Origin of the sequence: Pseudoalteromonas sp. XI10, from assembly GCF_001469895.1 — a bacterium.
Taxonomy (GTDB): Bacteria; Pseudomonadota; Gammaproteobacteria; order Enterobacterales; family Alteromonadaceae; genus Pseudoalteromonas.
Genome location: NZ_LOPY01000001.1, coordinates 1 through 25,524, shown reverse-complemented (window position 1 = coordinate 25,524; position 25,524 = coordinate 1). Strand labels below are relative to the sequence as shown.

Sequence of the window (25,524 nt, the reverse complement as noted above, 5' to 3'; positions counted from 1 at the left end):
GCAACATAAAAGAATAAAACACTGATTTTTAAGAAAATTATTTTTTAAGCTCGAACAGTGATCATAACAAATTTGCAGGCAGATCGCGATCAAATTCTACGATCGAATTGGCTTTTCCCAAGCTTTTATTCACTTTTTATACAGAGGCTGTGGAAAACTTCTTATTTATGATGATCCTATATGATCAGTTAAAAGGATCCTTTATAATTACGGCCTCTGCAGCGTTTTAATGATTGACTTTTGTTGTCTTCATCTATAATATCTCGCGCTCGCAATGGCACCTGTGCCAGGATCGCGACCTGCATAGGATGTTTTAACCTTAACCGATCGGATGGAATTGTTATGAAAAGAACTTTTCAACCTAGCGTTTTAAAACGCAAACGTACACACGGTTTCCGTGCTCGTATGGCATCAGCAAATGGCCGTAAAGTATTAGCTCGTCGTCGTGCTAAAGGCCGTAAAGTTCTTTCTGCTTAATATATAAGTGGAAGACTTTAGCTTCAGCAGGGAGTTACGTCTGTTAACTCCCTCGCATTACTCTCGAATCTTTAATGAACCAGCACGCGCTGCGACTCCTTTCTTTACCCTATTAGCTAAACGCAATGACCAAACTAATCCTCGATTAGGTCTTACGGTCGCCAAAAAACGCGTTAAAAAAGCCTGTCAACGTAATCGAATTAAACGACTTGCTCGCGAAAGTTTCCGTTTAAATCAACATAAACTCGATAACATTGATATTGTGCTTATGGTTAAAAGTGGTATTGATGAACAGTCCAACGAAGAGCTAACAAAGCAACTAAATAAATTGTGGCGAAAAATTAACGAACGCTGCAAGCCTGGTGCACCTAAACCACCACCATTTAAAAAACGCCCGAATAAATCAGCTAAATCTAATAAACAAGCCTGATAGCAATAGAATTACAGGCTTAATTAAGGTATCTTTAGCTCACCTTTTAATCATGCATTTAAAATTCTACGATGGGAATTTAAATTCATGGTATCCATTGACTAAATTAACGCAGGGGCAGACACATCATGAGGTTACTTAAACCACTTGTTGCTATTCCAAAGCGCTGTTTAGTCATGCTAATACGCGGCTATCAAAAATGGATAAGTCCACTATTAGGCCCGCATTGTCGTTTTAATCCAACCTGCTCTAGTTACGCTATTCAAGCAATTAATTTGCATGGAAGTGTAAAAGGCAGTTGGTTAGCTGTTAAACGCATATTAAAATGCCACCCTTTACATGCTGGTGGGGATGATCCCGTACCGGCAAAAAATCATATTAACCACCAACACGAGAAATAAGAGCTGTTATGGAATCGCAACGCACGTTTTTATTAATCGGCTTGATGCTTGTGTCGTTTTTATTATTTCAAGAATGGAATAACGACTACAACGCACCAAAGGCTGATCCAAGTGCCACAACACAAACACTAGGCGCAACAACACCAGAATCTGATGACTTTATTCCAGCATCATCTGACGGTGAAGTTCCAGCTGTAACGACAGCAAAGCGCTCAGTTATCGATGTAACAACTGATGTATTCACTGTTAAAATTGACACCCGTGGTGGTGACATCATTGAAACAGACTTACTTCAGTACGAAGAAGAAAAAGGCAGTAACACACCTTACATGCTATTAGGTGAGTTCGATGGTAAGCAATACTTCTCGCAAAGTGGCTTAATTGGTTTAAATGGTCCTGACGCAACTGTTGCTGGTCGCCCTGTTTATAAAACCACACAAAAAGCATTCACTTTAACGGGTGATGAGCTACGTGTACCACTTGAGTTTACTGACAGTAAAGGTGTGACGTTTACTAAAACTTATATCTTCAAAAAAGGCGACTACGCTGTAGATTTAGAGTACACAGTAAACAACGTAACAGCTGATCCAATTCAAGTTCAGTTATACACGCAAGTAAAACGCACAGTACAAGAAAAAGGTAGCTTAGTAGATCAAAACTACTTAGGTGGCGCTTATGGCTCAGATGAAGAGAAGTATGAAAAATACAGCTTCTCAGACATGGCTGATAAAAACCTTAATATCACCACATCTGGCGGCTACATTGCATTTATTCAACACTACTTTGTAAGTGCGTGGGTACCAAAGCAAGATCAGCAAAACACTCTTTACAGCAAACTTGTATCAGGTAATGCAGCAATTATTGGTGTTAAAGGTGAAGCAGTTAATGTACAAGCTGGTTCGCAAGCAACGCTTGGCTCAACTTACTATATGGGCCCGAAAGAGTCTGACGTACTAGAAGCAATTCACCCAGACTTAGACCTAACTGTAGACTATGGTTGGTTATTCTTTATCTCACAACCATTATTCGTATTACTTAAGTGGTTATACGGTATCTTAGGTAACTGGGGTCTAGCTATCATTGCAATCACGATTATCGTTAAAACGGCAATGTACCCGCTTACTAAAGCACAATACACGTCAATGGCGAAGATGCGTGCACTTCAGCCTAAAATGGCTGCACTAAAAGAGAAGTATGGTGATGACCGTCAAAAATTCGGTCAGGCTATGATGGAAATGTACCGCAAAGAAAAAGTGAACCCTATGGGTGGCTGTTTCCCACTGTTACTACAAATGCCAATCTTCTTAGCGTTATTCTACGTATTCTTAGAATCAACTGAGCTACGTCATGCTGAATTCGTTTTATGGTTAAATGACTTATCAGCAATGGACCCATACTACGTATTACCGGTTTTATTTGGTTTAAGTATGTTCATCACTCAAAAGCTGCAACCTATGACGGTTACTGACCCTATGCAGCAAAAAATGATGACCTTTATGCCAGTGGTATTCTCTATTTTCTTCTTATGGTTCCCATCTGGCCTAGTACTTTACTGGTTAGTATCGAACCTTATCTCAATCGCACAGATGCTAATCATCTACCGCGGTATGGAGAAAAAAGGTATTAAGGTAAGAGGCTAAACTCTTAACCCAATAAAAAAGGCGCTAACTGCGCCTTTTTTAATGCCTGAAAAAAGCTAACCGAGAATAGGAGAATAAACTTGATTAGGTACACTGCGTTCAGTAAAGCTCAAACTCGTTGTTAGTAACGAAGCAACTACCAAACCGATTGCAACCACTCCAGATAAACCAAGCCACTTTACAGCCGTTGTTTTACGCTTAACCCTAAGCCAACTCATATAGATGCCTGCAGCGCTTACAAAGCTCATTAATGCACCAAATACACCCCAAATAAGCTTAGTACCAATTCCTGCAAAGTTACCAAAGTGCAGCGGATCAGCGGTGTCTTTAATTCGTGGAAGCAGGTTTAGTTCTTCCCCTTTTTGTATGCCTAGAACTTCACCGGAACTTGGTTTTAAATAAACCCGGTTAGCACGCAGGCGCAATAAAATATCATCGTTATAACCACGCACTTCAATAGGCTGTTCTGCTTTATTAGGATAACGAATATAGCGAATATCAAGGCTAGGAAACGCCTGTTGCGCTGCTTTATAAGCTGTAGCTAAACTAATTGGCGATAGACCTTTGCGAGGGCTTTGTTTTTTAAACTCACTTACAGCATGTGGAATAGAGACATAGTGAGGTACCTTCGCAGTTTGCAGCCCATGTTCTACCAGATACCAAACCCCTGTGATGGCCATCACAGCAATAAACCATAAACTCCAAAGCCCTAACAGCTTATGCCAATCAGACCAACTACTACGTTTATCAAGGCTTAGCGCAGCAGGCTTTTTCATAAAGCCTTGCCACCAGCGCCGATACACATAAAAACTCGAAACCAATAAAATAACGAGTAAAATACTCAAACTGGTGACGATTAATTTACCTGTCCAGCCCATCGACAAGTTCATATGCCAGTTACGTAAAAACCGCGATATCCGCGCCCACTCTCCTTCACCGAGTAAGCGACCCGTTGCAGCATCTAAATAAACAAAGCGAAATGAATCACCGACTTTAAGAGCCGCTTCAATGGCAAGGTAATCTTGCTTATGACGTTGGATATAAAGTAACTGAGCTTGCGGATAATTCTCATTAAGGGTGTTTTCGAGAGCTGGGTAGTTAGTCGAAGCAGAAGAAGTTAAAGCACGGTACTTAGCGTCTGTTAAGTACTCGAGTTCATGACTTAACGTAGCGAGTGTTCCCGATACGCAGGTAACAAAAAGCAGGACTCCAACAAAGAGTCCTGCCCAAGAATGTAAGTTAAACCAACTTTTAGCGTTCACACGCCACCATTAAAAGCTGTATTTAGCACTTAAATAAACACGGCGTGGCTCACCAGGAAAGTGCCCTGTTCGCTCGATAAAGCCACTGCTTGCATATTCTTTATCAAATAGGTTCTTAACTGATAGCTGCCATTGCCAGTTATCAACGGTTGTTTGCCACGCCATGTTGTAAACAGTGTAAGGTTTAACACGTTGACCACCTAAACTAAGCTGTTCATCAACATAGTCTAAGCCAGCAGAAATAGATGACGATAAGCTAGGTAACTCATAGCGTGTCCATATACCTAGGGTATTTTGCGGCGCGTTAGCAAATTTATCGCTATCAGGAATTTGGTTACGAATGCTGTCGTTGGCTTTAGTAATACGGGTATCATTATAAGCGTAGCTTGCAGTAACTACCCAGCGCTCAGTGATGTCACCAACCACTTCAAGTTCAAAGCCCTTACTTTGTACTTCACCAACAGCAACTAAGTCATCAACGCCGTCACCTGCAACATCACCTAATAAGCTAGGCTGCAGGATGTTTTCGCGGACAATATCGTACACAGCCATATTAACAGCAAGTGTGTCTGCTAATAGCTTGGTTCTTAAACCTAACTCGTTAATACGGCTAGTCTCTGGCGAAAATGGGCCACCCTTTGCTGTTTCTTGATTACTTGCACTTTGCGGCACAAAGCCAGTGCCATGTAGTGCATAAGGGAAGAACATATCGTTAATGTTATAGCTGGTACCAATACGGTAAGTTAAGTCGCTATCAGAAAACTCGGTTTGATTTAACAGATCTTTATCTTCAAAACGATCATACCTTAAGCCAGCTGTCACACTCCAATTAGCGGTGATATCTAGCTGATCTTGCAAGTAGGCACCAAAGCGGGTGCTATTCGTTTTCCCAAGCCTTGGTGTAATACTATCAAGGTCATAATCATCAGCAGAGGTTAAACCATATTCAGGGTTGTTAAGAGCAAGTCCTGGTACTGGGCCACCTTTACTTTGTTGCTTAGCTGTACGGTAAACGCTTTCAAAATCATGTTCATACCAATCACTACCAAACAGCACTTGATGCTGCATATTAGCAAAAGCAAACTCCGCAATCGCATTAGCTGTTAAGCTAAAGCCTTCGTTCTCACGTACTTGATCACGAAACTCACGATGGCTCCAATCAACAATACCGTCCTCATCTGTATCTACTAGGCCTCTTGGTTCATGGTAGTTTTGCACTTCTTTGTTATCAAAATAACGTGCTGTGACATCTGTGCGCCAAACATCATTAAACTCATGTTTTAAAGTTGCCTGGTAGACATGGGCTTCAACATTTTGAAAGTCTGTCGCCTCGTTATGATTCCAGCTAATATCAGTAAGAAAATTGCCATTATCATCAGCAGGTACACCACGTAAACGTGCCCCACCCAACTCTTGCTCTATATAGGTATACTGAGTGGTCAATTCGGTTGCACTGTTTATAAGCCACGTATAACCAAGATCAACAATGGTATTATCGCTGCTAGTATTAGCACGGAATGGCTTTTCAGTATCACGGTAAAGACCAACACGGTAAGCATGATTATCAAGTGATTCACTCAAGGTTCCAGTGCTTTCTAATGCACCACTGAAGAAGTCATCATTACCTACTTCAACTTCAATACTATGTTCACTGGTGAATTTAGGCTTCTTAGTTACATAGTTAATAATACCACCCGGATTACCACTACCGTATATAGCGCCAGCAGGCCCTTTTAAAACCGCAACTTGTTCAATATTAAATAATTGCGGTACAGCAAAGCCATTGAAAGGATCGCCCTTTACGCCATCATATAAAATCTCATCTTGGCGAAAACCACGGAATGTCACGCCCGAATAACTAAAGGCATTAACGCCAGCAATATTGCTATAAAGGTCGGTAATTTGGCGAGCAGCCTGATCACTGATCAGCTCCTGCGGCAAAATTTGAATTGACTGAGGAATTTTCTCTAAAGGTGTATTGGTACGAGTAGCAAAGCTAGACTCGGTTGGGCGATATAAAGAAAACGCACGGCCAACAACTTCTATTTTTTCGAGTTCTTTAGAATCATTTTGATCCGAAGTAGTCACTTCATTTTGAGCATGGGCAACGCCCGAAAAACCAGCAGCAAGTGCAATAAAAACAGCAGAAAGACGCATAATAAAAAACGATAAGATTTAGAATGCGAAACATGGTAATGAATATAATTATCATTTGCAATGGTCGTTTATTATTAATTAAAGCTAAATAAAGTATTACTTACATCAGACTTTTGCTATCTCATTACTCAAACAGCTATTCGCATGAAATTAAGCCATAGGTTACAATAGAGCCAGCATTCATTCTTTTATTGGCATTATTTCATCGCATGATTAATCAAGACACAATTGCAGCACAAGCGACCGCACCAGGACGTGGTGGGGTTGGTATTATTCGCGTCTCTGGCAGCTTAGCTAAAACAGTGGCAGAACAGATTATTGGCCGTTGTCCTAAAACACGTTACGCAGACTATGTACCATTTAAAAGCTTGAACGGTGAACAACTTGACCAAGGTATTGCTATTTACTTCCAAGGGCCAAATTCATTTACCGGCGAAGACGTATTAGAACTACAAGGTCATGGCGGCCCTGTTGTACTTGATATGCTATTAAAAGAAATTAGCCAAATTGACGGTGTACGTTTAGCAAAACCAGGTGAGTTCTCTGAGCGCGCATTTATGAATGATAAGCTTGATTTAACTCAAGCAGAGGCAATTGCCGATTTAATTAATGCAACCAGTGAACAGGCAGCAAAAAGCGCCCTCCAATCACTGCAAGGTGAATTCTCTAAGCACATCGAAACGCTGGTGGAGAAAGTCATTCACCTACGTATGTATGTTGAAGCCGCTATTGATTTTCCAGATGAAGAAATCGACTTTTTATCAGACGGTAAAGTATCAACAGATCTCAATGCCATTATTGATCAGTTAGAGAATGTAACTCAGCAAGCTAAACAAGGTAGCATCATGCGTGAAGGTATGCGTGTTGTTATTGCTGGTCGCCCTAACGCTGGTAAATCAAGCCTACTTAATGCGTTAGCTGGCCGTGATGCTGCTATCGTTACCGAAATAGCTGGTACAACACGTGACGTATTACGCGAACATATCCACATTGATGGTATGCCACTACATATTATTGATACCGCAGGCCTGCGTGAAAGCCCAGATAAAGTAGAGCAAATTGGTATTGAACGCGCATGGGATGAAATTAACCAAGCCGATCGCGTATTATTTATGTTAGACGGCACTGATACATCAGCCACTGACCCTCATGATATTTGGCCAGAGTTTATGGCCAAGCTACCAGAGGGGATGGGTGTTACTGTGATCCGAAATAAAGCCGATATTTCCGGTGAAAATGTCGGTATGGATGAACATGATCAATATCCGGTGATCCGTTTAAGCGCTAAAAATGCAGAGGGTATAGAGTTAGTTCGTACTCACTTAAAAGCATGTATTGGTTTCCAAGGCGCCACAGAAGGTGGATTTATGGCACGTCGTCGTCACTTAGATGCACTTGATCATGCTGCCTATCATTTAAACACAGGCAAAGAGCAATTAGAGATGCATATTGCTGGTGAAATCTTGGCTGAAGAATTACGCCTAACTCAACAGTTCTTAAATGAGATAACGGGTGAATTTACCTCTGATGACCTACTTGGGAAAATCTTTAGTTCGTTCTGTATTGGTAAATAAATTCCGGTCATCAATATTATAAAAAAGAGTCGCAAGACTCTTTTTTTGTTTTTACTCCAACTAATCAATTATCGGTTCAGGGCCGAAACCAGCCAGTAATTAACCTCATATCAATTAGTCTAGCGATGTCATTAAACGGAGGACATCATGGACAAATATCAACTCTTTCACCAATTACACCACCAGCAAAGCGGCTTTATACTTGCTAATGCGTGGGATCTTAGTTCAGCACAATTCATCCAAGCAGCGGGAGCTAAAGCAGTAGCAACAACCAGCTGGGGAATTGCTGCCAGTTTAGGGTTAGCTGATGGTGAAAACATCTCTTTTAAAACTCAATTAGCGCTGGTTAAAAGCTTAACCGAACACCTTCATATTCCACTCTCTGTGGATATAGAGTCAGGCTACAGTAATGATCCGCTGCAAATTAGCGAAAACGTTTTAGCGTTAGCAAGATTAGGAGTTGTAGGCATCAACATAGAGGACTCAGATAAAGACACTAACGCACTGAGATCTATCGAACAGCAATGCACTATTATTAGTGAAATAAAGAAAGTACTTAACGAAAATGGCTTCGGTGGTTTATTTATAAACGCCAGAACCGATACCTACTTTGTTAGTGACTCCCCTTTTCAAGCAACATTAAAGCGAGCAAAAGCGTATCAAAATGCAGGTGCAGACGGTCTGTTTGTGCCCGGCTTAACTAACATAGAGCACATAACCAGCTTAGCTAACACAATAGATATGCCATTAAATGTGATGGCAATGAGCAATTTTAACTCAGCAAAAGCCGCTTTCGCTGGTGGTGCAAAACGGTTTTCATTGGGTAATTCACTCTATGATCTAGTCGGTAATACGATAAAAACCAGTTTAACTCAGATCGAAAACTAACTTAGCGAGCTAAAAATGTTATCCACATTTGGGGCTTTTTTAGATCTAAAGGCTGATTTGATCATAAAAAAACGCGGAAATTTGAATTTATTTTCATAAAACAGCCCTTTTTGATAACTAATTTTCTTAAAAACAGCCTTTATTAGCGCTTATTTAAGTTTTTTCGATCTATTTTATTGATCGCAAATTGCAAACCGATCGTTATCAACAAGCGATCTATCCACAAAACGATCATACTCACTATTTTTATTAGATCTGAAAAATTAAGCGCTCACACACAATTAAAGATCAACAACTTAGCAAAGTTATACAGTTTCCAATATTTAGCTTGATCAGAACTTTCCCCAAATTTATTAACAGCTTGATCAAAGGGTTTAATTTATGAATAAATATAAAAAGCCATTAAAAACAGTAGATTATAAAAAGCATTGAATTAAAGCTGTCATTTTAAGCAGAAAAACTTATTCAGATCGTAATTCAACGCTTTACTCACACCCTAACTTAGTTATCATGTGGCCAATTATTTCTATACATGATCAATCACATGCAATCAGTAAATATCATCGTAGGCAGCCAAATGGGATCTGCAGAATACGTGGCAGAGCAACTAGCAGAAGCCCTTGAACAACAAGGGATCCAAGTGCAGCTTCATGAACAGCCTGTATTTGATGATATTGATCAGCAAGATACTATTTGGTTGTTATGTACTTCTACATACGGCGCGGGAGACTACCCAGAGAACCTACTGCCATTTGTTGAATCTATTAACCAACAGGCTGATCTTAAAGGATTAAACTACAGTGTGATCGGATTAGGTGACACTAGTTACGACACCTATAACTATGCAGGCCGTAATCTAGATGAGTTATTAGCTAATAAAGGCGCAAACCGCGTGGCAGAACGCTTAGAGCTCAATATTCTTGATGAAGCATTGCCAGAAGACACGGCATTAGCCTGGTTACCAAGCTGGATCGAATCAGCAGGGCTCAATTAAGCCGATCGGTGTTGATCGTTGTTATAAAAGTTACCCACAATTTACTGATAATTTAGATCGGATTGTGGATAAACACTGATCTAACTGCGATTTTAACCTAGTTTATCCCTTGGATAAGATCCAATTGATATTGCCCTGTGTATAAATAGCCCTTTTGATCAAAGCTTTTACGCGGGAAGATCCGATCATATTAACACCTTTAGATCTGCGTTAAGATCATGTTTTAAATAGTAAAGCGAACATTATCAACAGATCTAGCCGTTACTAGTAGTAAGAGTAATAAAAGATCTCTTTAAAAGATCCTTTATATTATTAGAGATCACCCACTTAGATCTTGAGCACTGTTTAATCATTTATCTTCTCTAAATTTCTAGGTAGAATACGCTCCCTTTACAAAGTTTTGCTGGTCGATTAAGTAGGATCCCATAAATGATTTTTCACGAACGTTTTGATGTTATTGTTGTAGGTGGTGGACATGCAGGTACTGAAGCTGCATTAGCATCTGCTCGCATGGGCATGAATACCCTATTGCTGACTCATAATATGGATACCCTTGGTCAAATGTCTTGTAACCCGGCAATTGGCGGTATTGGTAAAGGCCATTTAGTTAAAGAGATCGATGCACTTGGTGGTGCAATGGCTCAGGCTATTGATAAAGGCGGTATTCAATTTCGTACTTTAAATTCATCTAAAGGCCCTGCTGTACGTGCTACACGTGCACAAGCTGACCGTGCTTTGTATAAAGCAGCTATTCAACATACTTTACAACATCAAGAAAACTTAAAGATCTTCCAACAATCATGTGACGATCTAATCGTTGAAGGTGATCGAGTAATTGGTGTTGTAACGCAAATGGGTCTTCGTTTTAGCGCGCCTTCTGTGGTTCTTACCGTAGGTACTTTCTTAGGTGGTCAGATCCATATTGGTTTAGAGAATTTCAAAGGTGGTCGTGCCGGTGATCCACCTTCAATTGCACTTGCAGAGCGTTTACGTGAATTACCTTTCCGTGTTGATCGCTTAAAAACAGGCACACCTCCTCGTATTGATGCGCGTACTGTTGATTTTAGCAAGATGCAAGAACAGCCTGGTGATACCCCTACGCCTGTATTCTCATTTATGGGTAAACAATCGGATCACCCACAGCAGATCCCGTGTTACATCACTTATACAAATGAAAAAACACATGATGTGATCCGCAATAACTTACATCGCTCACCTATGTATTCAGGTGTAATTGAAGGTATTGGTCCACGTTACTGCCCTTCAATCGAAGATAAGATCGTACGTTTTGCTGATAAAGACAAACATCAAATCTTTGTTGAGCCTGAAGGTTTAACATCATACGAATTATATCCAAATGGTATTTCAACGAGTTTACCGTTTGATGTACAGCTTGAAATTGTGCAATCAATCACTGGTTTTGAAAATGCACATATTTGTCGTCCTGGTTATGCTATTGAGTATGACTTCTTTGATCCGCGCGACTTAAAGCAATCATTAGAAACTAAGTTTATTAATGGTTTATTCTTCGCAGGCCAAATCAATGGTACAACCGGTTACGAAGAAGCCGGCGCACAAGGTTTAATTGCGGGTATGAACGCCGCATTACAAGTACAAGGCAAAGAGTCTTGGACGCCACGCCGTGATGAAGCATACACAGGTGTACTAATTGACGACCTAGCAACATTAGGTACTAAAGAACCGTACCGTATGTTTACTAGCCGTGCTGAATACCGTTTATTACTTCGTGAAGATAATGCCGACATTCGTTTAACTGAGAAAGGCCGTGAACTTGGCTTAGTTGACGATGCTCGTTGGGCTGCATTTAACGAAAAAATGGAAATCATCGAAAAAGAAACGCAACGTTTAAAAGAAACATGGATCCACAAAGATCATGTTGCTGTTGATCAAGTAAACGCGTTATTAAAAACACCACTGACTCGTGAAGCGAGCCTAGAAGATCTGATCCGTCGTCCTGAAATTCGTTATAACGACTTAATGGCAATCGATGGTTTAGGTTCTGAGTTTGATAATCAAGCAGCACTTGAGCAAGTTGAGATCCATACTAAGTACGCAGGCTATATTGCTCGTCAGCAAGATGAGATCAATAAGCAGCTACGTCATGAACAAACTGTATTACCAAAAGACTTTGATTATTCAACTGTTTCTGGTTTATCAAATGAGGTTATCGCAAAGCTTACTGATAGTCGTCCAGATACAATTGGCCAAGCGTCACGTATTTCAGGTATCACCCCTGCTGCTATTTCGCTATTATTAGTCTATCTGAAAAAGCAAGGCTTACTGCGCAAGACTGCGTAGTTGGTGAGGAATACAGTGTTACAACAACAATTAACTTCGCTGTTAGCGCAAACTGATATTGCGCTAACAGAAAAACAGCAACAACAACTTGTGCAATATGTTGAATTATTAGACAAGTGGAACAAAGCCTATAACTTAACCTCTGTTCGTTTACCTGAAGAAATGATGGTTAAACATATTATGGATAGCTTAGTTGTTGCACCACACCTTAAAGGCAAACATTACATTGATGTAGGTACGGGTCCTGGTTTACCGGGTATCGTATTAGCCATCGCTTTACCTGATACACAATTTGTATTGTTAGATAGTTTAGGTAAACGCGTACGCTTTTTGATGCAGGTAAAACATGCACTTGGTCTTGAAAATGTAACCCCAGTGCAGTCTAGAGTTGAAGAATATCAACCAAGTGTTAAATTAGATGGTGTATTAAGTCGTGCATTCGCCTCTTTACAAGATATGGTTGACTGGTGTGCGCACTTGATTGATCATTCAGGTAAATTTATCGCCTTAAAAGGCGTATTTCCGAGCGAAGAACTAGACTCATTACCTAAAGGTATTAAGTTTGATGAAAAAATCAGCTTGGAAGTACCTGAGTTAGATGCGCAAAGACATTTAATCATTCTATCTAAAGACTAGGGATCAGAGCACTGTGGCAAAAGTCATCGCATTAGCAAACCAAAAAGGTGGTGTTGGTAAAACAACCACCGCTGTGAATCTCGCGGCATCGATGGCCGCGACGAAGCGTAAAGTGTTATTAATCGATCTTGATCCGCAAGGAAACGCTACCATGGGTAGTGGTGTCGATAAATACGGTGATGTTGCGACTATTTACGATTTATTGATTGAAGAAACACCAATCGATGAAGTGATCAATAAAGAAACCTCAGGTGAGTATCACTTAATTGCTGCTAATGGCGATGTGACTGCCGCTGAAGTTAAACTAATGGAATTGTTTGCTCGTGAAGTGCGTTTACGTAATGCGCTTGAACAAATTCAAGATCAATACGATTTCATTTTTATCGACTGCCCGCCTTCACTTAACATGCTTACTGTTAATGCAATGGCTGCCGCAGATTCGATTTTAGTTCCGATGCAATGTGAGTATTATGCCCTTGAAGGTTTAACGGCATTAATGGATACCATTACTCAGCTATCTAAGCTAGTAAATCCAGCGTTAACAATTGAAGGGATTTTGCGCACCATGTATGATCCGCGCAATCGCCTTGCAAATGATGTATCAGAACAACTCAAACAACATTTTGGCGATAAAGTATATCGTACCGTTATCCCACGTAATGTCCGTTTAGCAGAAGCGCCGAGTTTTGGTGCCCCTGCCATGTATTATGACCGTGCATCAAGTGGTGCTAAAGCTTACTTAGCCCTAGCCGGCGAAATGTTACGTAGAAAAGAGAAAACATCTTCAGCAGTAGCCTAACTTCGAGGTAAAAAAATAACATGTCTGCTAAAAAACGCGGTTTAGGCCGAGGACTCGACGCTTTATTAAGTTCATCAAAACCTGCCCCAAGTGCAAATAATCAGCAACAAGCGACAGCAACACCAGAGCAAGTCTCTGAAGTTGTTGCAGAGCAAAGCAAAGGTGAGCTGCAAAAATTAGCGATTGAGTTTTTACAATCGGGTAAATATCAACCGCGTAAAGACATGTCTGAAGAAGCGCTAGAAGAGTTAGCCAGCTCAATTCGTGCTCAAGGCATCATTCAGCCTATTGTTGTGCGCCAAATTGGTGCAGACAAATATGAAATTATTGCTGGTGAACGTCGCTGGCGTGCTGCTCAACTTGCAAAATTAGATGCTGTTCCATGTATCATCAAAGATGTACCAGATGAAGCAGCCGTTGCAATCGCATTGATTGAAAATATCCAACGTGAAGACCTAAACGCGATGGAAGAAGCGATTGCATTGAATCGTTTACTTAACGAATTTGAACTCACTCATCAACAAGTCGCCGAAGCTGTCGGTAAATCGCGTACGACTGTGACTAATTTACTACGTCTAAATAACCTTAACGAAGATGTTAAAATCTTGTTAGAGCATGGCGACATCGAAATGGGCCATGCACGCTGTTTATTGGCACTTGAAGGCGAAGCGCAGTCAGATGCTGCTAGATTAGCCGTTGCTAAAGCGTTGACTGTTCGTGAAACTGAGAAATTAGTTCGCTCTATCTTAGAACCAGCTCCGAAAAAAGAAGTGCAAGAAAAAGATCCGGATGTCAAACAGTTAGAACAAAAACTTGCTGAAAATTTAGGCGCCAAAGTAGAAATAAACTACAATAAAAAAGGCAAAGGCAAACTGGTTATCTCTTATACAACTCTTGATGAGTTGGATGGCATTTTAAGCCGTATAAATTAAGACTATTCCCGTCATTAATTAATAACATGTCCAAAAAGAGACATTTGTGGTGTTTTTGCACTACAAAGGGTCGACTCAAGTTGCAAAACTGGTAGGAATCAGTATAATTTCGCCAGTTTTCATACCCTGACAATTTAACGTTCTAAAGGTTAACAAAACGTGACTAATAGGTTAGCAAGGCCGTATAGGCTTGCCGCATTTAAATTAATTTGTCTTCAGGGTATCGTAGCATTAATCGCTGCAGTAATTGTTTTTATAGGTTGGGGAGTCAATGCCGGCCAGTCAGCGCTTGCTGGCGGAGCTGTTGCACTACTCCCTAATTTTGTATTTGCTGTCTATGCATTCCGTTATATGGGTGCAAGTCGAGTAAATCAAGTGTATGCCTCGCTGAAGCGCGGCAACGGATTAAAATTTATGCTAACAATCGTTTTGTTTGCACTGATACTGAAGTCTTACACGGTCGTTTTATTACCGTTTTTCTGTGTTTATGTATTGGTGTTATTTAGCGGATTGTTTGCGCCCGTTTTTTTTAATCATTAACTTTTGGGATATAACATGGCTGCAGAAGAAGTAACTCTATCAAGCCATATTCAGCACCACTTAACTAACGCTAAGATGTGCTCGACCGACGCTGGTCTTGCCTTCAACAAAGCGTGTACAGACAGTGGTTTCTGGACATGGAATATAGATACCCTCGCATGGTCAATCGGTCTAGGTCTTGTATTTTTATGGATCTTCCGTAGTGCCGCTAAGAAAGCAAATACCGGTGTACCTGGTAAATTTCAGTGTTTCATTGAAATGATCGTTGAGTTCGTTGGCGACAACGTACGTGACACATACCACGGTAAAAGCGCATTAATCGCTCCATTAGCTCTAACGATTTTCGTTTGGGTGTTCTTAATGAACTTAATGGACTTGATTCCGGTTGATTTCCTACCTGCATTCGCTGGCTTCGTTGGCGAGCAAGCGTTTGGTATGGATTCTCACGACGTTTACATGAAGATTGTACCTACAACAGACATCAACATGACTGCTGCACTTGCTATTGGTGTATTCATTCTGATGATCGGTTACGCAATCAAAATTAAAGGGATTGGCGGATTCTTAGCTGAATTAACGCTTCACCCGTTTAGCTCTAATAACAAGCTAGCGATGGTGTTCTTAATCCCATGTAACTTATTACTAGAAACAATCGCTTTAGTTGCTAAGCCGTTCTCGTTAGCACTGCGTTTATTCGGTAACTTATATGCTGGTGAGTTGATTTTCATCTTGATCGGCGCAGTTGGTTTAATGCAACTACCGTTGCACTTTATTTGGGCTGTATTCCACATCTTAGTAATCGTACTGCAAGCATTCGTATTCATGATGCTTACAATCGTATACCTAAGCATGGCAAGCTCAGATAATCACTAATTTTTTACACTTTTAAATTTTAACTTTAATTTACAATTGAAACTTTGGAGAAAAAAATGGAACTAATGATTGGTCTTAAGTACATCGCTGTTGCTCTACTTATCGGCTTCGGTGCAATCGGTACTGCTATCGGCTTCGGTAACATGGGTGGTAAATTCCTAGAAGCTTGTGCACGTCAACCTGAACTTGCACCTTCATTACAAGTTAAGATGTTCATCCTTGCTGGTCTAATCGATGCCGTAGCTATGATCGGTGTTGGTATCGCAATGGTATTGTTGTTCGTACTTTAATATTATTTTTTGAACAGCTTACTATTTTAAGGAGGAGCGGTCGTGAACTTAACAGCCACTCTTATCGGTGAATTAATTGCATTTACGGTTTTCGTACTTTTCTGTATGAAATACGTATGGCCACCACTAAATGGTGCAATTGAAGCTCGCCAGAAGAAAATCGAAGATGGTTTAGCTGCCTCTGATAGAGCCGAAAAAGACTTAGAACTTGCGCAAAAGAAAGCTGCTGAGCAGCTTAAAGAGGCAAAAGCTCAAGCGGCTGATATCATTGAACAAGCTAAAAAGCGTGCCACGCTAATCGTTGACGAAGAAACTGTTCGTGGTCAACAAGAGCGTGAAAAAATTATTGCTCAAGGGCACTCTGAAATCGAAGCAGAGCGTAACCGTGTAACAGAAGAACTACGTAAACAAGTAGCGACGCTGGCAGTGGTTGGTGCTGAGAAGATTTTAGAGCGCGAAATCAATCAAGCCGCACACAGTGACATCGTTGAAAAACTTGTCGCTGAGCTGTAATTAGGAGGGTATGAGCATGTCTGAATTGGCTACTATCGCTCGCCCATACGCTAAAGCGGCTTTTGAACTTGCCGTTGAAAAAGGCACTGTTGAAAGTTGGAACGACATGCTGTTCTTTGCTGGCCACGTTGCCAGCAACGAGCAAGCCGCTGCCGCGCTAGCTGGATTGCCTACTGCTACTGAACAAGCAGATCTATTTATCAAGATCTGTGCAGAGCAGCTCAACGAACAAGGTCAGAACCTAATCAAGGTGATGGCTGAAAATGGACGTTTAGTTGCACTGCCTGCTGTTGCTGAGTTATTCGCTGAATTTAAAGCGGACTACGACAAAGAAATCGACGTTGACGTGATTTCTGCAACACCGCTTGCTGCTGAGCAGCAAGCAACATTGGTAGCGGCACTTGAAAAACGTTTCGCACGCAAAGTTAAGCTGAATTGTAGTGAAGATACTACAGTTGTTGGCGGTCTTATCATTAAGGCGGGTGACACTGTAATCGACGGCTCAGTACGTGGCAAATTAGCCCGCTTAGCTACATCACTACAATCGTAATTGGGAAAAAGAGCATGCAACTTAATTCCACTGAAATTTCAGATCTGATCAAACAACGTATTGAGCAGTTCGAAGTTGTAAGTGAAGCTCGTAACGAAGGTACTATCGTATCTGTTACTGACGGTATCATCCGCATCCACGGTCTTGCTGACTGTATGCAAGGTGAGATGATCGAGCTTCCTGGCAACCGTTATGCTATCGCACTAAACCTTGAGCGTGACTCAGTAGGTGCTGTAGTAATGGGTCCTTACGCTGACCTTAAAGAAGGCGTAAAAGTTAAATCAACTGGTCGTATCCTAGAGGTTCCTGTTGGTCGTGGTCTACTTGGTCGTGTTGTTAACACACTAGGTGCACCTATCGACGGTAAAGGCGCTTTAGATAACGACGGTTTTGAACCTGTTGAGAAAATCGCACCAGGCGTTATCGAACGTCAATCAGTAGATGAGCCAGTACAAACTGGTTATAAATCTATCGATGCGATGATCCCAGTAGGTCGTGGTCAACGTGAGCTTGTGATCGGTGACCGCCAAACTGGTAAAACTGCATTAGCAATCGATGCTATCATCAACCAAAAAGGTACAGGCGTTAAGTGTGTGTACGTTGCAGTTGGTCAAAAAGCATCTACTATCGCTAACGTAGTACGTAAATTAGAAGAGCACGGTGCATTAGAAAACACGATTGTTGTTGTTGCATCTGCTTCTGAATCTGCGGCACTTCAGTACCTAGCACCATTCTCTGGTTGTACTATGGGTGAATACTTCCGTGACCGTGGTGAAGACGCGCTAATCGTGTATGATGATTTATCTAAGCAAGCTGTTGCTTACCGTCAAATCTCATTACTACTTAAGCGTCCACCAGGCCGTGAAGCATACCCAGGTGACGTATTCTACCTTCACTCACGTCTTCTAGAGCGTGCATCACGTGTAAACGCTGATTACGTTGAGAAGTTCACTAATGGTGAAGTGAAAGGTAAAACAGGTTCATTGACGGCATTGCCAATCATTGAAACTCAAGGCGGCGACGTTTCTGCGTTCGTACCGACAAACGTTATCTCTATCACCGATGGTCAGATCTTCTTAGAAACTGACTTATTCAACTCAGGTATCCGTCCAGCTGTTAACGCTGGTATCTCGGTATCTCGTGTTGGTGGTGCAGCGCAAACTAAAATCGTTAAGAAACTAGGTGGTGGTATCCGTCTAGCGTTAGCTCAGTACCGTGAATTAGCTGCGTTCTCGCAGTTCGCGTCTGACCTTGACGATGCAACACGTGCTCAATTAGAGCATGGTGAGCGCGTAACAGAGCTAATGAAGCAGAAACAGTACGCACCAATGTCTGTTGCTGAAATGTCTCTGTCGCTATTTGCTGCTGAAAAAGGCTACCTACAAGACATCGAAATCGCTAAAATCATGGATTTCGAAGCTGGCCTAATTTCTTACGCAAACAGCACATACGCAGAGCTAATGGCTCAAATCAATGAAACTGGTAACTACAACGCTGAGATTGAAGCTCAACTTAAAGAACTTCTAGAGAAGTTCAAGTCGACGCAAACTTGGTAATTTAGTTATGAATGGTGAGCTTTAGGTAACTAAAGCCCACCTGATTCGGAGAGAGAGTCATGGCCAGCGGAAAAGAGATTAAAAGCAAGATCGGGAGTATCAAGAATACTCAGAAGATCACCAGCGCAATGGAAATGGTTGCTGCGTCTAAAATGAAAAGAGCGCAGGAACGTGTGGCGTCAAGCCGTCCATACGCTGAAAACTTACGCCAAGTAATTGGTCGTGTTGCTCAAGCAAATCTTGATTTTACTCACCCTTTCTTAGAAGAGCGTGAAGTAAAACGAGTTGGTTATATTGTTATCTCTACTGACCGTGGTCTATGTGGTGGCTTGAACTCAAACGAGTTCAAAAAAGTTGCCCTAGATGTTAAAGCGTGGAAAGAAAAAGGCGTTGAAGCTGAATTTACTACTTTAGGTAGCAAAGCAGCTGGCTTTTTCCAACGTTTTGGCGGTAAGTTAGTCGCTAAAAAAGCGAACTTAGGAGATACACCTTCACTACAAGACGTTATTGGTCCTGTAAAGACAATGCTAGATGCATACTCTGAAGGTAAAATTGACCGCTTATACGTAGTATTTAACAAGTTCGTTAATACTATGAAGCAAGAGCCAACAATCGATCAGTTACTCCCTTTGCCAAAAGCTGAAGAAGAAGTATCTCAACATTCTTGGGATTACTTATATGAGCCAAACCCAGAAGCGATTTTAGAAGCTCTGTTAGTACGCTTTATTGAGTCTCAAGTATACCAAGGTGTAGTTGAGAACGCTGCCTCTGAACAGGCTGCCCGTATGGTTGCAATGAAAGCTGCAACTGATAACGCAGGCGACCTTATGGATGAGTTACAGCTTGTTTATAACAAGGCTCGTCAAGCTGCAATCACACAAGAAATTAGTGAGATTGTTAGCGGCTCGGCAGCAGTTTAACGCTTCGGCAAAGTTTAATGAGAGGAATAGACATGAGTTTAGGTAAGGTCGTCCAAATTATCGGCGCCGTTGTGGATATCGAATTTCCACAAGACAACGTGCCAGCCGTATATGACGCACTAAAAGTAACAGATGGCGACTTAGCTGGTTTAACTTTAGAAGTTCAACAACAGCTAGGTGGCGGTGTGGTACGTGGTATCGCACTTGGTACTACTGACGGTTTACGTCGTGGTACTGCAGTAGAAGGTACAGGTCAGCCAATCCACGTTCCTGTAGGTACGAAGACACTAGGTCGTATCATGGACGTATTAGGTAACCCTATTGATGAAGCTGGTCCAATTGGTGAAGAAGAGCGTATGTCTATTCACCGTGCAGCACCTTCTTATGAAGAGCAATCAAGTTCAGTAGAACTTTTAGAGACTGGTATCAAGGTAATCGACCTTGTATGTCCATTCGCTAAAGGTGGTAAAGTTGGTCTATTCGGTGGTGCCGGTGTTGGTAAAACCGTAAACATGATGGAACTTATCCGTAACATCGCAATCGAGCACAGCGGTTACTCAGTATTCGCAGGTGTTGGTGAGCGTACTCGTGAGGGTAATGACTTCTACCATGAGATGAACGACTCAAACGTACTAGATAAAGTATCTCTAGTATACGGTCAAATGAATGAGCCACCGGGTAACCGTTTACGCGTAGCGTTAACTGGTCTTACTATGGCTGAGAAGTTCCGTGACGAAGGTCGTGACGTACTTTTCTTCGTTGATAACATCTACCGTTATACTCTAGCGGGTACAGAGGTATCAGCACTTCTAGGTCGTATGCCTTCAGCAGTAGGTTACCAACCAACTCTTGCTGAAGAAATGGGTGTACTTCAAGAGCGTATCGCATCTACTAAGACGGGTTCAATCACTTCAATCCAAGCGGTATACGTACCTGCGGATGACTTAACTGACCCATCTCCAGCAACAACGTTTGCTCACTTAGATGCAACAGTAGTACTTTCTCGTGATATCGCTTCACTTGGTATCTACCCTGCGGTAGACCCACTTGATTCATCTTCACGTCAACTTGACCCACTAGTAATCGGTCAAGAACACTACGATACAGCGCGTGGCGTTCAAACAGTTCTTCAACGTTATAAAGAACTTAAAGACATCATCGCAATCCTAGGTATGGACGAGCTTTCTGACGAAGATAAGCAAGTTGTATCTCGTGCACGTAAAATCCAGCGTTTCCTATCTCAGCCGTTCTTCGTTGCTGAGGTATTCACAGGCGCGCCTGGTAAATACGTGTCACTTAAAGACACAATTGCTGGCTTCAAAGGTATCTTAAACGGTGAGTTTGATGATATGCCAGAGCAAGCGTTCTACATGGTTGGCTCTATTGAAGAAGCTCAAGAAAAAGCCAAAAGCATGTAATTAGGAGGGTAGTATGGCGGCTATGACTGTACATCTTGACGTAGTAAGCGCAGAAGAGAGCTTGTTCTCTGGTCTGGTTGAATCGATTCAAGTGAGTGGTAGTGAAGGTGACCTTGGTGTTAACTATGGTCACGCTCCATTATTAACTGCCCTAAAACCTGGTATGGTACGTTTAGTTAAGCAGTTTGGTCACGAAGACGTGATGTATATTGCTGGCGGCACGCTAGAAGTTCAACCGGATCGCATCACGATTCTTGCAGATACTGCAGTACGTGGTGAAGACCTAGACGAGCAAGCGGCTGAAAAAGCTAAACGTGATGCTGAAGAGCAAATGGCGAATACGTCAACTGCTGAGTTAGATTATCAACAAGCTGCAGTGCAACTTGCTGAAGCAATCGCTCAACTTCGCGTAATTCAACAATTACGTAAAAAGTAAGCCTACTCGGTTTTCGAAAAGCCCACTTTACGTGGGCTTTTTTGTGCCTAAAATTCACTGTTTTATACCCTATTCTGATCATTGTACTTATAACCTGCACTATTCCCCGCTACAATGTGTTAATTGATAATGAGCTAAGCTTTTATACAAGGTTCTTTCCTGTAAGCTAGGATTGAGTATTTGCACATGATGTGACTTGCGTAACTTTGCATGTTTATAGCTAAATTCATTACGTCCCACTAAAACAAAGAAAGAAGGATATTGTTTTAATGTCTCTGACTACCGTTATTCTCGCTGCGGGTAAAGGCACCCGTATGCGCTCTGCTCTACCTAAGGTATTACACAAAGTTGCTGGTAAACCTATGGTGCAACACGTTATTGATAATGCCACTGCTCTTGGCGCTCGTGAAACAAATCTTGTTTACGGTCATGGCCGTGATCAGCTTCAAGAAGCCCTATCGCACAACCAAGTAAACTGGGTATTACAAGAAGAACAACTCGGTACGGGTCATGCTGTTGCTGTTGCTAAAGAACACATTGCCGATGATGACACCGTATTAATTCTCTATGGTGATGTGCCACTAACAAAACGCGCTACCTTAGAAAAGTTACTTGCTGCGACTCCAGAAAAAGGCTTAGCAGTATTAACGGTTACCTTAGATGACCCATCAGGTTATGGTCGAATGATCCGTGAAAATGGCAAGCTAGTCGGTATTGTTGAACAAAAAGACGCTTCACCTGAGCAACTTGCGATTAAAGAAATCAATACCGGTATTATGGCTGCTAATGGTGCGCTACTTAAACGTTGGTTAGGTAACCTATCTAACAACAACGCCCAGGGTGAATACTACCTAACAGACATTGTTGCGATGGCACACAGTGAAGGTGTTGAAATTACCTCTGCACAGCCTGAGCATCCGATGGAAGTTGAAGGTGCTAATAATCGCGTACAACTTTCAGCGCTTGAACGTGCATATCAAGCATGGCAAGCAGAAGAGCTAATGCTAAACGGCGCAACACTTGCTGATCCTGCTCGTATAGATGTACGTGGTGAAGTAACGACTGGCGAAGACGTACTGATCGACGTTAATGTTATTTTCGAAGGTAAAGTAACTCTGGGTAATAATGTACAAGTTGGCCCAAATTGCGTACTTAAAGATTGTACTATCGGCGATAGCGTTGTTATTAAAGCTAACTCACTTGTTGAAGAGGCTAGTGTCGCAGCTAAATGTACTTTAGGTCCTTATGCCCGCCTTCGCCCTGGTGCGATTATGGAAGAAGACTCGCACATTGGTAACTTCGTTGAGATGAAAAAGACTCGCTTAGGTAAAGGCTCAAAAGCAAACCACCTAACCTACTTAGGCGACACTGAAGTTGGCGAAAAAGTTAATATTGGCGCAGGGACTATTACTTGTAACTATGATGGCGTAAATAAATCAAAAACCATTATTGGTGATAATGCCTTTATCGGTTCTAACTCATCACTGGTGGCCCCTGTTAATATTGGCTCAATGGCAACGATTGGCGCAGGTTCTGTTATCACTAACACTGTTGAAGACGATCAGCTTGCCGTCGCTCGTGGTAAACAGCGTAATCTTACTGGTTGGAAGCGCCCAACCAAAAAGTAATGAGCTACCCTACTAATTTATAAATAAAAAGCGAGTTTATACTCGCTTTTTTTATGACTAAATTTTGTTCTCATAAAAGTGCCATATAGTTGTAATGCCTGCGTGTTGTAATTGCCTCAATACAATTCCAAGGAAAAATAATAATGTTAAAAAGATCAATTATTGCGCTATCACTTTTAACCATTCTTTCTGGCTGCTCATTAGACGGTGACGACGGCAAAGACGGCCTACAAGGTGAACAAGGTCCTGCAGGTCAAAATGGAACTGATGGGGTAAATGGCACCGATGGTACAAACGGAACTGACGGAGCAAACGGTACAGATGCAAACGCTACTTTAAGTATAAATCTTATCGGCCGTGCAGTGCTGAACGCAGAAAGCCCTGAAGGTGCTGCGGAAATTGTCGCTTATCAAGCATCTAAACAACGAATTTTTGCTATCAATAGTTCCGGTGATTCTGCGGTCGTTAATATCATGAAAGCCGATAGCTTTGACCGTGCAGCTTTAGTTAAAGATAACGAAGGGGTTATAAACGGCACTAATTTAAGCTCAGAGATTACCCTTGCACTTAATGAGCACAGTGTGGGTGATGCAAACAGTATCGCTATTGATGCTAATAATGAACTTTTAGCCGTCGCAATGGCAGCGAGTAATACCGGTGATACTGGTTTAATCGCATTTTATGATATCAGTGGCGACGAGCCTCTGTTTATTAAAAATGTTACTGTAGGCGCCCTACCCGACATGGTTACTTTTAGCCATGATGGCAACAAAGTATTGGTTGCAAATGAAGGCGAACCTAATGGTGATTACAGTATTGACCCTGAAGGCTCTATCAGCATTATTAATATCAATGATGGTGTAATTGCAGATACTGCTATTAGCATTACTTTTTCAGCTTATAACGACAAACTAACAGAGCTTGAGGAACTTGGGATTGTATTTGCTAACCCGACAGGTCGAACAATCAACGGTAACTTGATTAATACAACCGTAGCTATGGATTTAGAACCTGAATACATCAGCGTTTCGAAAGACAATAAGTTTGCCTACGTGTCACTACAAGAAAATAACGCCCTTGCTATCGTCAACCTTGAAGATAATAGCCTAGAGCTTAAAGGCTTAGGTTTTAAGGATTGGTCTAATTTACTTTTTGATGCATCAGATAAAGACGGTGGCGTTAACTTTAAATCGTACCCTGGTCTCTATGGCATGTATCAACCAGATACTATTTCAAGCTTTACCTGGAAAGGTGCTAACTTTATTGTCACAGCGAACGAAGGTGATGCACGAGAATACTTCTTTGATACAACCGACGAAGCTGATTGTTTAGCAAAAGGTGGTCTAGATTACGATGAAGATGATGGTTGTTTATCATATATAGATGAAACCAGAGCTAAAGATTTAACACTGGCAAGCAATTTTGACTACCTGAACAATGACAACAGTGATATTGGCCGTTTAAAAGTGACCACTGTTAAAGGTGATGAAGATAATAATGGCGAATATGAATCACTCTATGCATATGGTGCCCGCTCTTTTACCATTTGGGATAGTAACGGCATGGTGGTTTTTGACTCTGGCGATCAAATCTCACGCATTACTGCATCAGTTCACGGAGCAGCATTCAATAATAACGAAGATGAAAATGACGGTGATAGTCGCTCTGATGACAAAGGTGCAGAACCAGAAGCGTTAGCACTGGGTACGATTGGCGAACGTACATTTGCATTTATTGGTTTAGAGCGTATGGGTGGCATTATGGTGTTTGATATTACTAATCCATACAATGTGACATTCCAAGATTACTTTTTTAATCGTGGCCTAGAAGCTGATGCAGATATAACAGGTGATCTTGCTCCTGAAGGTATGGCATTTATACCTGCAGAACAAAGTGCAACGAATGAAGCATTGCTAGTTGTTGGTAATGAAATTTCGGGTTCAATCGCTGTTTGGGAAATTTCTACTAACTAATCCCCTTATAAAAATAAAAAGCGACATAGCTAAGTTAAAGTATGTCGCTTTTTCTATGCCATTTTATCCTCACAAAAATGACTGCTTTTTGAGCTAAAACCTCTCTGTAGCCCTTTATTTGTATGGTTATTGTACTAATTTGAAAATATTCAAAAAAACCTCCAAAAAGTGCTTGCGTTAATTCTTCGTATCCCTATAATGCGCATCCACTGACACGGCGGGCAGCAATGAAAGCGCTGAACAAAGTGACACAGAGTTAAGTAAAACTTCGGTTTAAAACGGTCTAAAAAGAAAGTTTAAAATTAAGTGTTGACTCGA

General features: G+C 41.4%; 24 protein-coding genes. 22 read left to right on the top strand and 2 right to left on the bottom strand.

The features are described 5' to 3' along the window. Positions 1-342 precede the first annotated feature (342 nt). From rpmH to yidC, 4 genes are all read left to right on the top strand, one after another. Positions 343-477, top strand: coding sequence for a 50S ribosomal protein L34 (gene rpmH, locus AUR67_RS00120; RefSeq protein ID WP_045980711.1), 135 nt, complete (start codon positions 343-345; stop codon positions 475-477). 7 nt (positions 478-484) lie between these two features. Then, entirely contained in the window at positions 485-907 is a 423-nt protein-coding gene (gene rnpA / locus AUR67_RS00115; RefSeq protein ID WP_058583673.1) for a ribonuclease P protein component, read from the top strand. A 128-nt stretch (positions 908-1,035) separates the two neighbouring features. Next, on the top strand, positions 1,036-1,308 hold the full coding sequence (gene yidD / locus AUR67_RS00110; RefSeq protein ID WP_054563758.1) for a membrane protein insertion efficiency factor YidD: 273 nt from the start codon (positions 1,036-1,038) through the stop codon (positions 1,306-1,308). A gap of 8 nt (positions 1,309-1,316) precedes the next feature. Next, positions 1,317-2,948 (top strand): membrane protein insertase YidC, encoded by a 1,632-nt coding sequence (gene yidC / locus AUR67_RS00105; RefSeq protein WP_058583672.1) that lies wholly within the window; start codon positions 1,317-1,319, stop codon positions 2,946-2,948. Positions 2,949-3,004: 56 nt separating this feature from the next. Here the strand turns inward: yidC and AUR67_RS00100 are convergent, their stop codons facing one another. Both AUR67_RS00100 and AUR67_RS00095 read right to left on the bottom strand, forming a co-directional pair. Then, the gene (locus AUR67_RS00100; protein WP_058583671.1) at positions 3,005-4,210 is read right to left on the bottom strand and encodes a PepSY-associated TM helix domain-containing protein; all 1,206 of its coding nucleotides are present in this window, start codon (positions 4,208-4,210) and stop codon (positions 3,005-3,007) included. A 9-nt stretch (positions 4,211-4,219) separates the two neighbouring features. Beyond that, the gene (locus AUR67_RS00095; protein ID WP_058583670.1) at positions 4,220-6,367 is read right to left on the bottom strand and encodes a TonB-dependent siderophore receptor; all 2,148 of its coding nucleotides are present in this window, start codon (positions 6,365-6,367) and stop codon (positions 4,220-4,222) included. A 209-nt stretch (positions 6,368-6,576) separates the two neighbouring features. Here AUR67_RS00095 and mnmE point away from each other — a divergent pair, with 209 nt between their 5' ends. The 18 genes from mnmE to AUR67_RS00005 all read left to right on the top strand — a co-directional run bounded on the left by mnmE (position 6,577) and on the right by AUR67_RS00005 (position 25,206). After that, positions 6,577-7,941, top strand: a complete 1,365-nt coding sequence (mnmE, locus tag AUR67_RS00090) for a tRNA uridine-5-carboxymethylaminomethyl(34) synthesis GTPase MnmE (protein WP_055022068.1) — start codon at positions 6,577-6,579, stop codon at positions 7,939-7,941. Positions 7,942-8,088: 147 nt separating this feature from the next. Next, positions 8,089-8,829 (top strand): isocitrate lyase/PEP mutase family protein, encoded by a 741-nt coding sequence (locus AUR67_RS00085; RefSeq protein WP_058583669.1) that lies wholly within the window; start codon positions 8,089-8,091, stop codon positions 8,827-8,829. 544 nt (positions 8,830-9,373) lie between these two features. Next, positions 9,374-9,823: an FMN-binding protein MioC gene (gene mioC / locus AUR67_RS00080; RefSeq protein ID WP_054554800.1), complete on the top strand. Its 450-nt coding sequence runs from the start codon at positions 9,374-9,376 to the stop codon at positions 9,821-9,823. A gap of 429 nt (positions 9,824-10,252) precedes the next feature. Further along, positions 10,253-12,142, top strand: coding sequence for a tRNA uridine-5-carboxymethylaminomethyl(34) synthesis enzyme MnmG (gene mnmG, locus AUR67_RS00075; RefSeq protein WP_054554801.1), 1,890 nt, complete (start codon positions 10,253-10,255; stop codon positions 12,140-12,142). A gap of 15 nt (positions 12,143-12,157) precedes the next feature. Next, complete coding sequence (gene rsmG, locus AUR67_RS00070) at positions 12,158-12,778, top strand: 16S rRNA (guanine(527)-N(7))-methyltransferase RsmG (protein WP_054554802.1); 621 nt, start codon at positions 12,158-12,160, stop codon at positions 12,776-12,778. 13 nt (positions 12,779-12,791) lie between these two features. Beyond that, positions 12,792-13,577 carry a ParA family protein gene (locus AUR67_RS00065; protein WP_054554803.1) on the top strand — a complete coding sequence of 262 codons (786 nt, stop codon included), beginning with the start codon at positions 12,792-12,794 and terminating at the stop codon, positions 13,575-13,577. A 20-nt stretch (positions 13,578-13,597) separates the two neighbouring features. Next, positions 13,598-14,509 carry a ParB/RepB/Spo0J family partition protein gene (locus tag AUR67_RS00060; protein ID WP_054554804.1) on the top strand — a complete coding sequence of 304 codons (912 nt, stop codon included), beginning with the start codon at positions 13,598-13,600 and terminating at the stop codon, positions 14,507-14,509. 159 nt (positions 14,510-14,668) lie between these two features. Next, positions 14,669-15,049, top strand: a complete 381-nt coding sequence (locus AUR67_RS00055; protein ID WP_054554805.1) for an ATP synthase subunit I — start codon at positions 14,669-14,671, stop codon at positions 15,047-15,049. A 15-nt stretch (positions 15,050-15,064) separates the two neighbouring features. Further along, complete coding sequence (gene atpB / locus AUR67_RS00050; RefSeq protein ID WP_058583668.1) at positions 15,065-15,922, top strand: F0F1 ATP synthase subunit A; 858 nt, start codon at positions 15,065-15,067, stop codon at positions 15,920-15,922. 56 nt (positions 15,923-15,978) lie between these two features. Next, a complete protein-coding gene (gene atpE, locus AUR67_RS00045) occupies positions 15,979-16,212 on the top strand; it encodes a F0F1 ATP synthase subunit C (RefSeq protein WP_010561330.1) in 234 nt (77 codons plus the stop codon). Between the two features lie 42 nt (positions 16,213-16,254). After that, positions 16,255-16,725, top strand: a complete 471-nt coding sequence (atpF, locus tag AUR67_RS00040; RefSeq protein ID WP_054554807.1) for a F0F1 ATP synthase subunit B — start codon at positions 16,255-16,257, stop codon at positions 16,723-16,725. Positions 16,726-16,741: 16 nt separating this feature from the next. Then, entirely contained in the window at positions 16,742-17,275 is a 534-nt protein-coding gene (gene atpH, locus AUR67_RS00035; protein WP_054554808.1) for a F0F1 ATP synthase subunit delta, read from the top strand. A gap of 14 nt (positions 17,276-17,289) precedes the next feature. Beyond that, positions 17,290-18,831, top strand: a complete 1,542-nt coding sequence (gene atpA / locus AUR67_RS00030; protein ID WP_058583667.1) for a F0F1 ATP synthase subunit alpha — start codon at positions 17,290-17,292, stop codon at positions 18,829-18,831. 59 nt (positions 18,832-18,890) lie between these two features. Next, positions 18,891-19,751 (top strand): F0F1 ATP synthase subunit gamma, encoded by an 861-nt coding sequence (gene atpG / locus AUR67_RS00025; RefSeq protein WP_058583666.1) that lies wholly within the window; start codon positions 18,891-18,893, stop codon positions 19,749-19,751. Positions 19,752-19,783: 32 nt separating this feature from the next. Continuing rightward, entirely contained in the window at positions 19,784-21,169 is a 1,386-nt protein-coding gene (gene atpD / locus AUR67_RS00020) for a F0F1 ATP synthase subunit beta (RefSeq protein WP_054554811.1), read from the top strand. A 13-nt stretch (positions 21,170-21,182) separates the two neighbouring features. Further along, positions 21,183-21,605, top strand: coding sequence for a F0F1 ATP synthase subunit epsilon (locus AUR67_RS00015; RefSeq protein ID WP_054554812.1), 423 nt, complete (start codon positions 21,183-21,185; stop codon positions 21,603-21,605). 269 nt (positions 21,606-21,874) lie between these two features. Further along, complete coding sequence (gene glmU / locus AUR67_RS00010) at positions 21,875-23,233, top strand: bifunctional UDP-N-acetylglucosamine diphosphorylase/glucosamine-1-phosphate N-acetyltransferase GlmU (protein WP_058583665.1); 1,359 nt, start codon at positions 21,875-21,877, stop codon at positions 23,231-23,233. Between the two features lie 143 nt (positions 23,234-23,376). Next, on the top strand, positions 23,377-25,206 hold the full coding sequence (locus AUR67_RS00005; protein ID WP_058583664.1) for a choice-of-anchor I family protein: 1,830 nt from the start codon (positions 23,377-23,379) through the stop codon (positions 25,204-25,206). Positions 25,207-25,524: the final 318 nt, after the last annotated feature.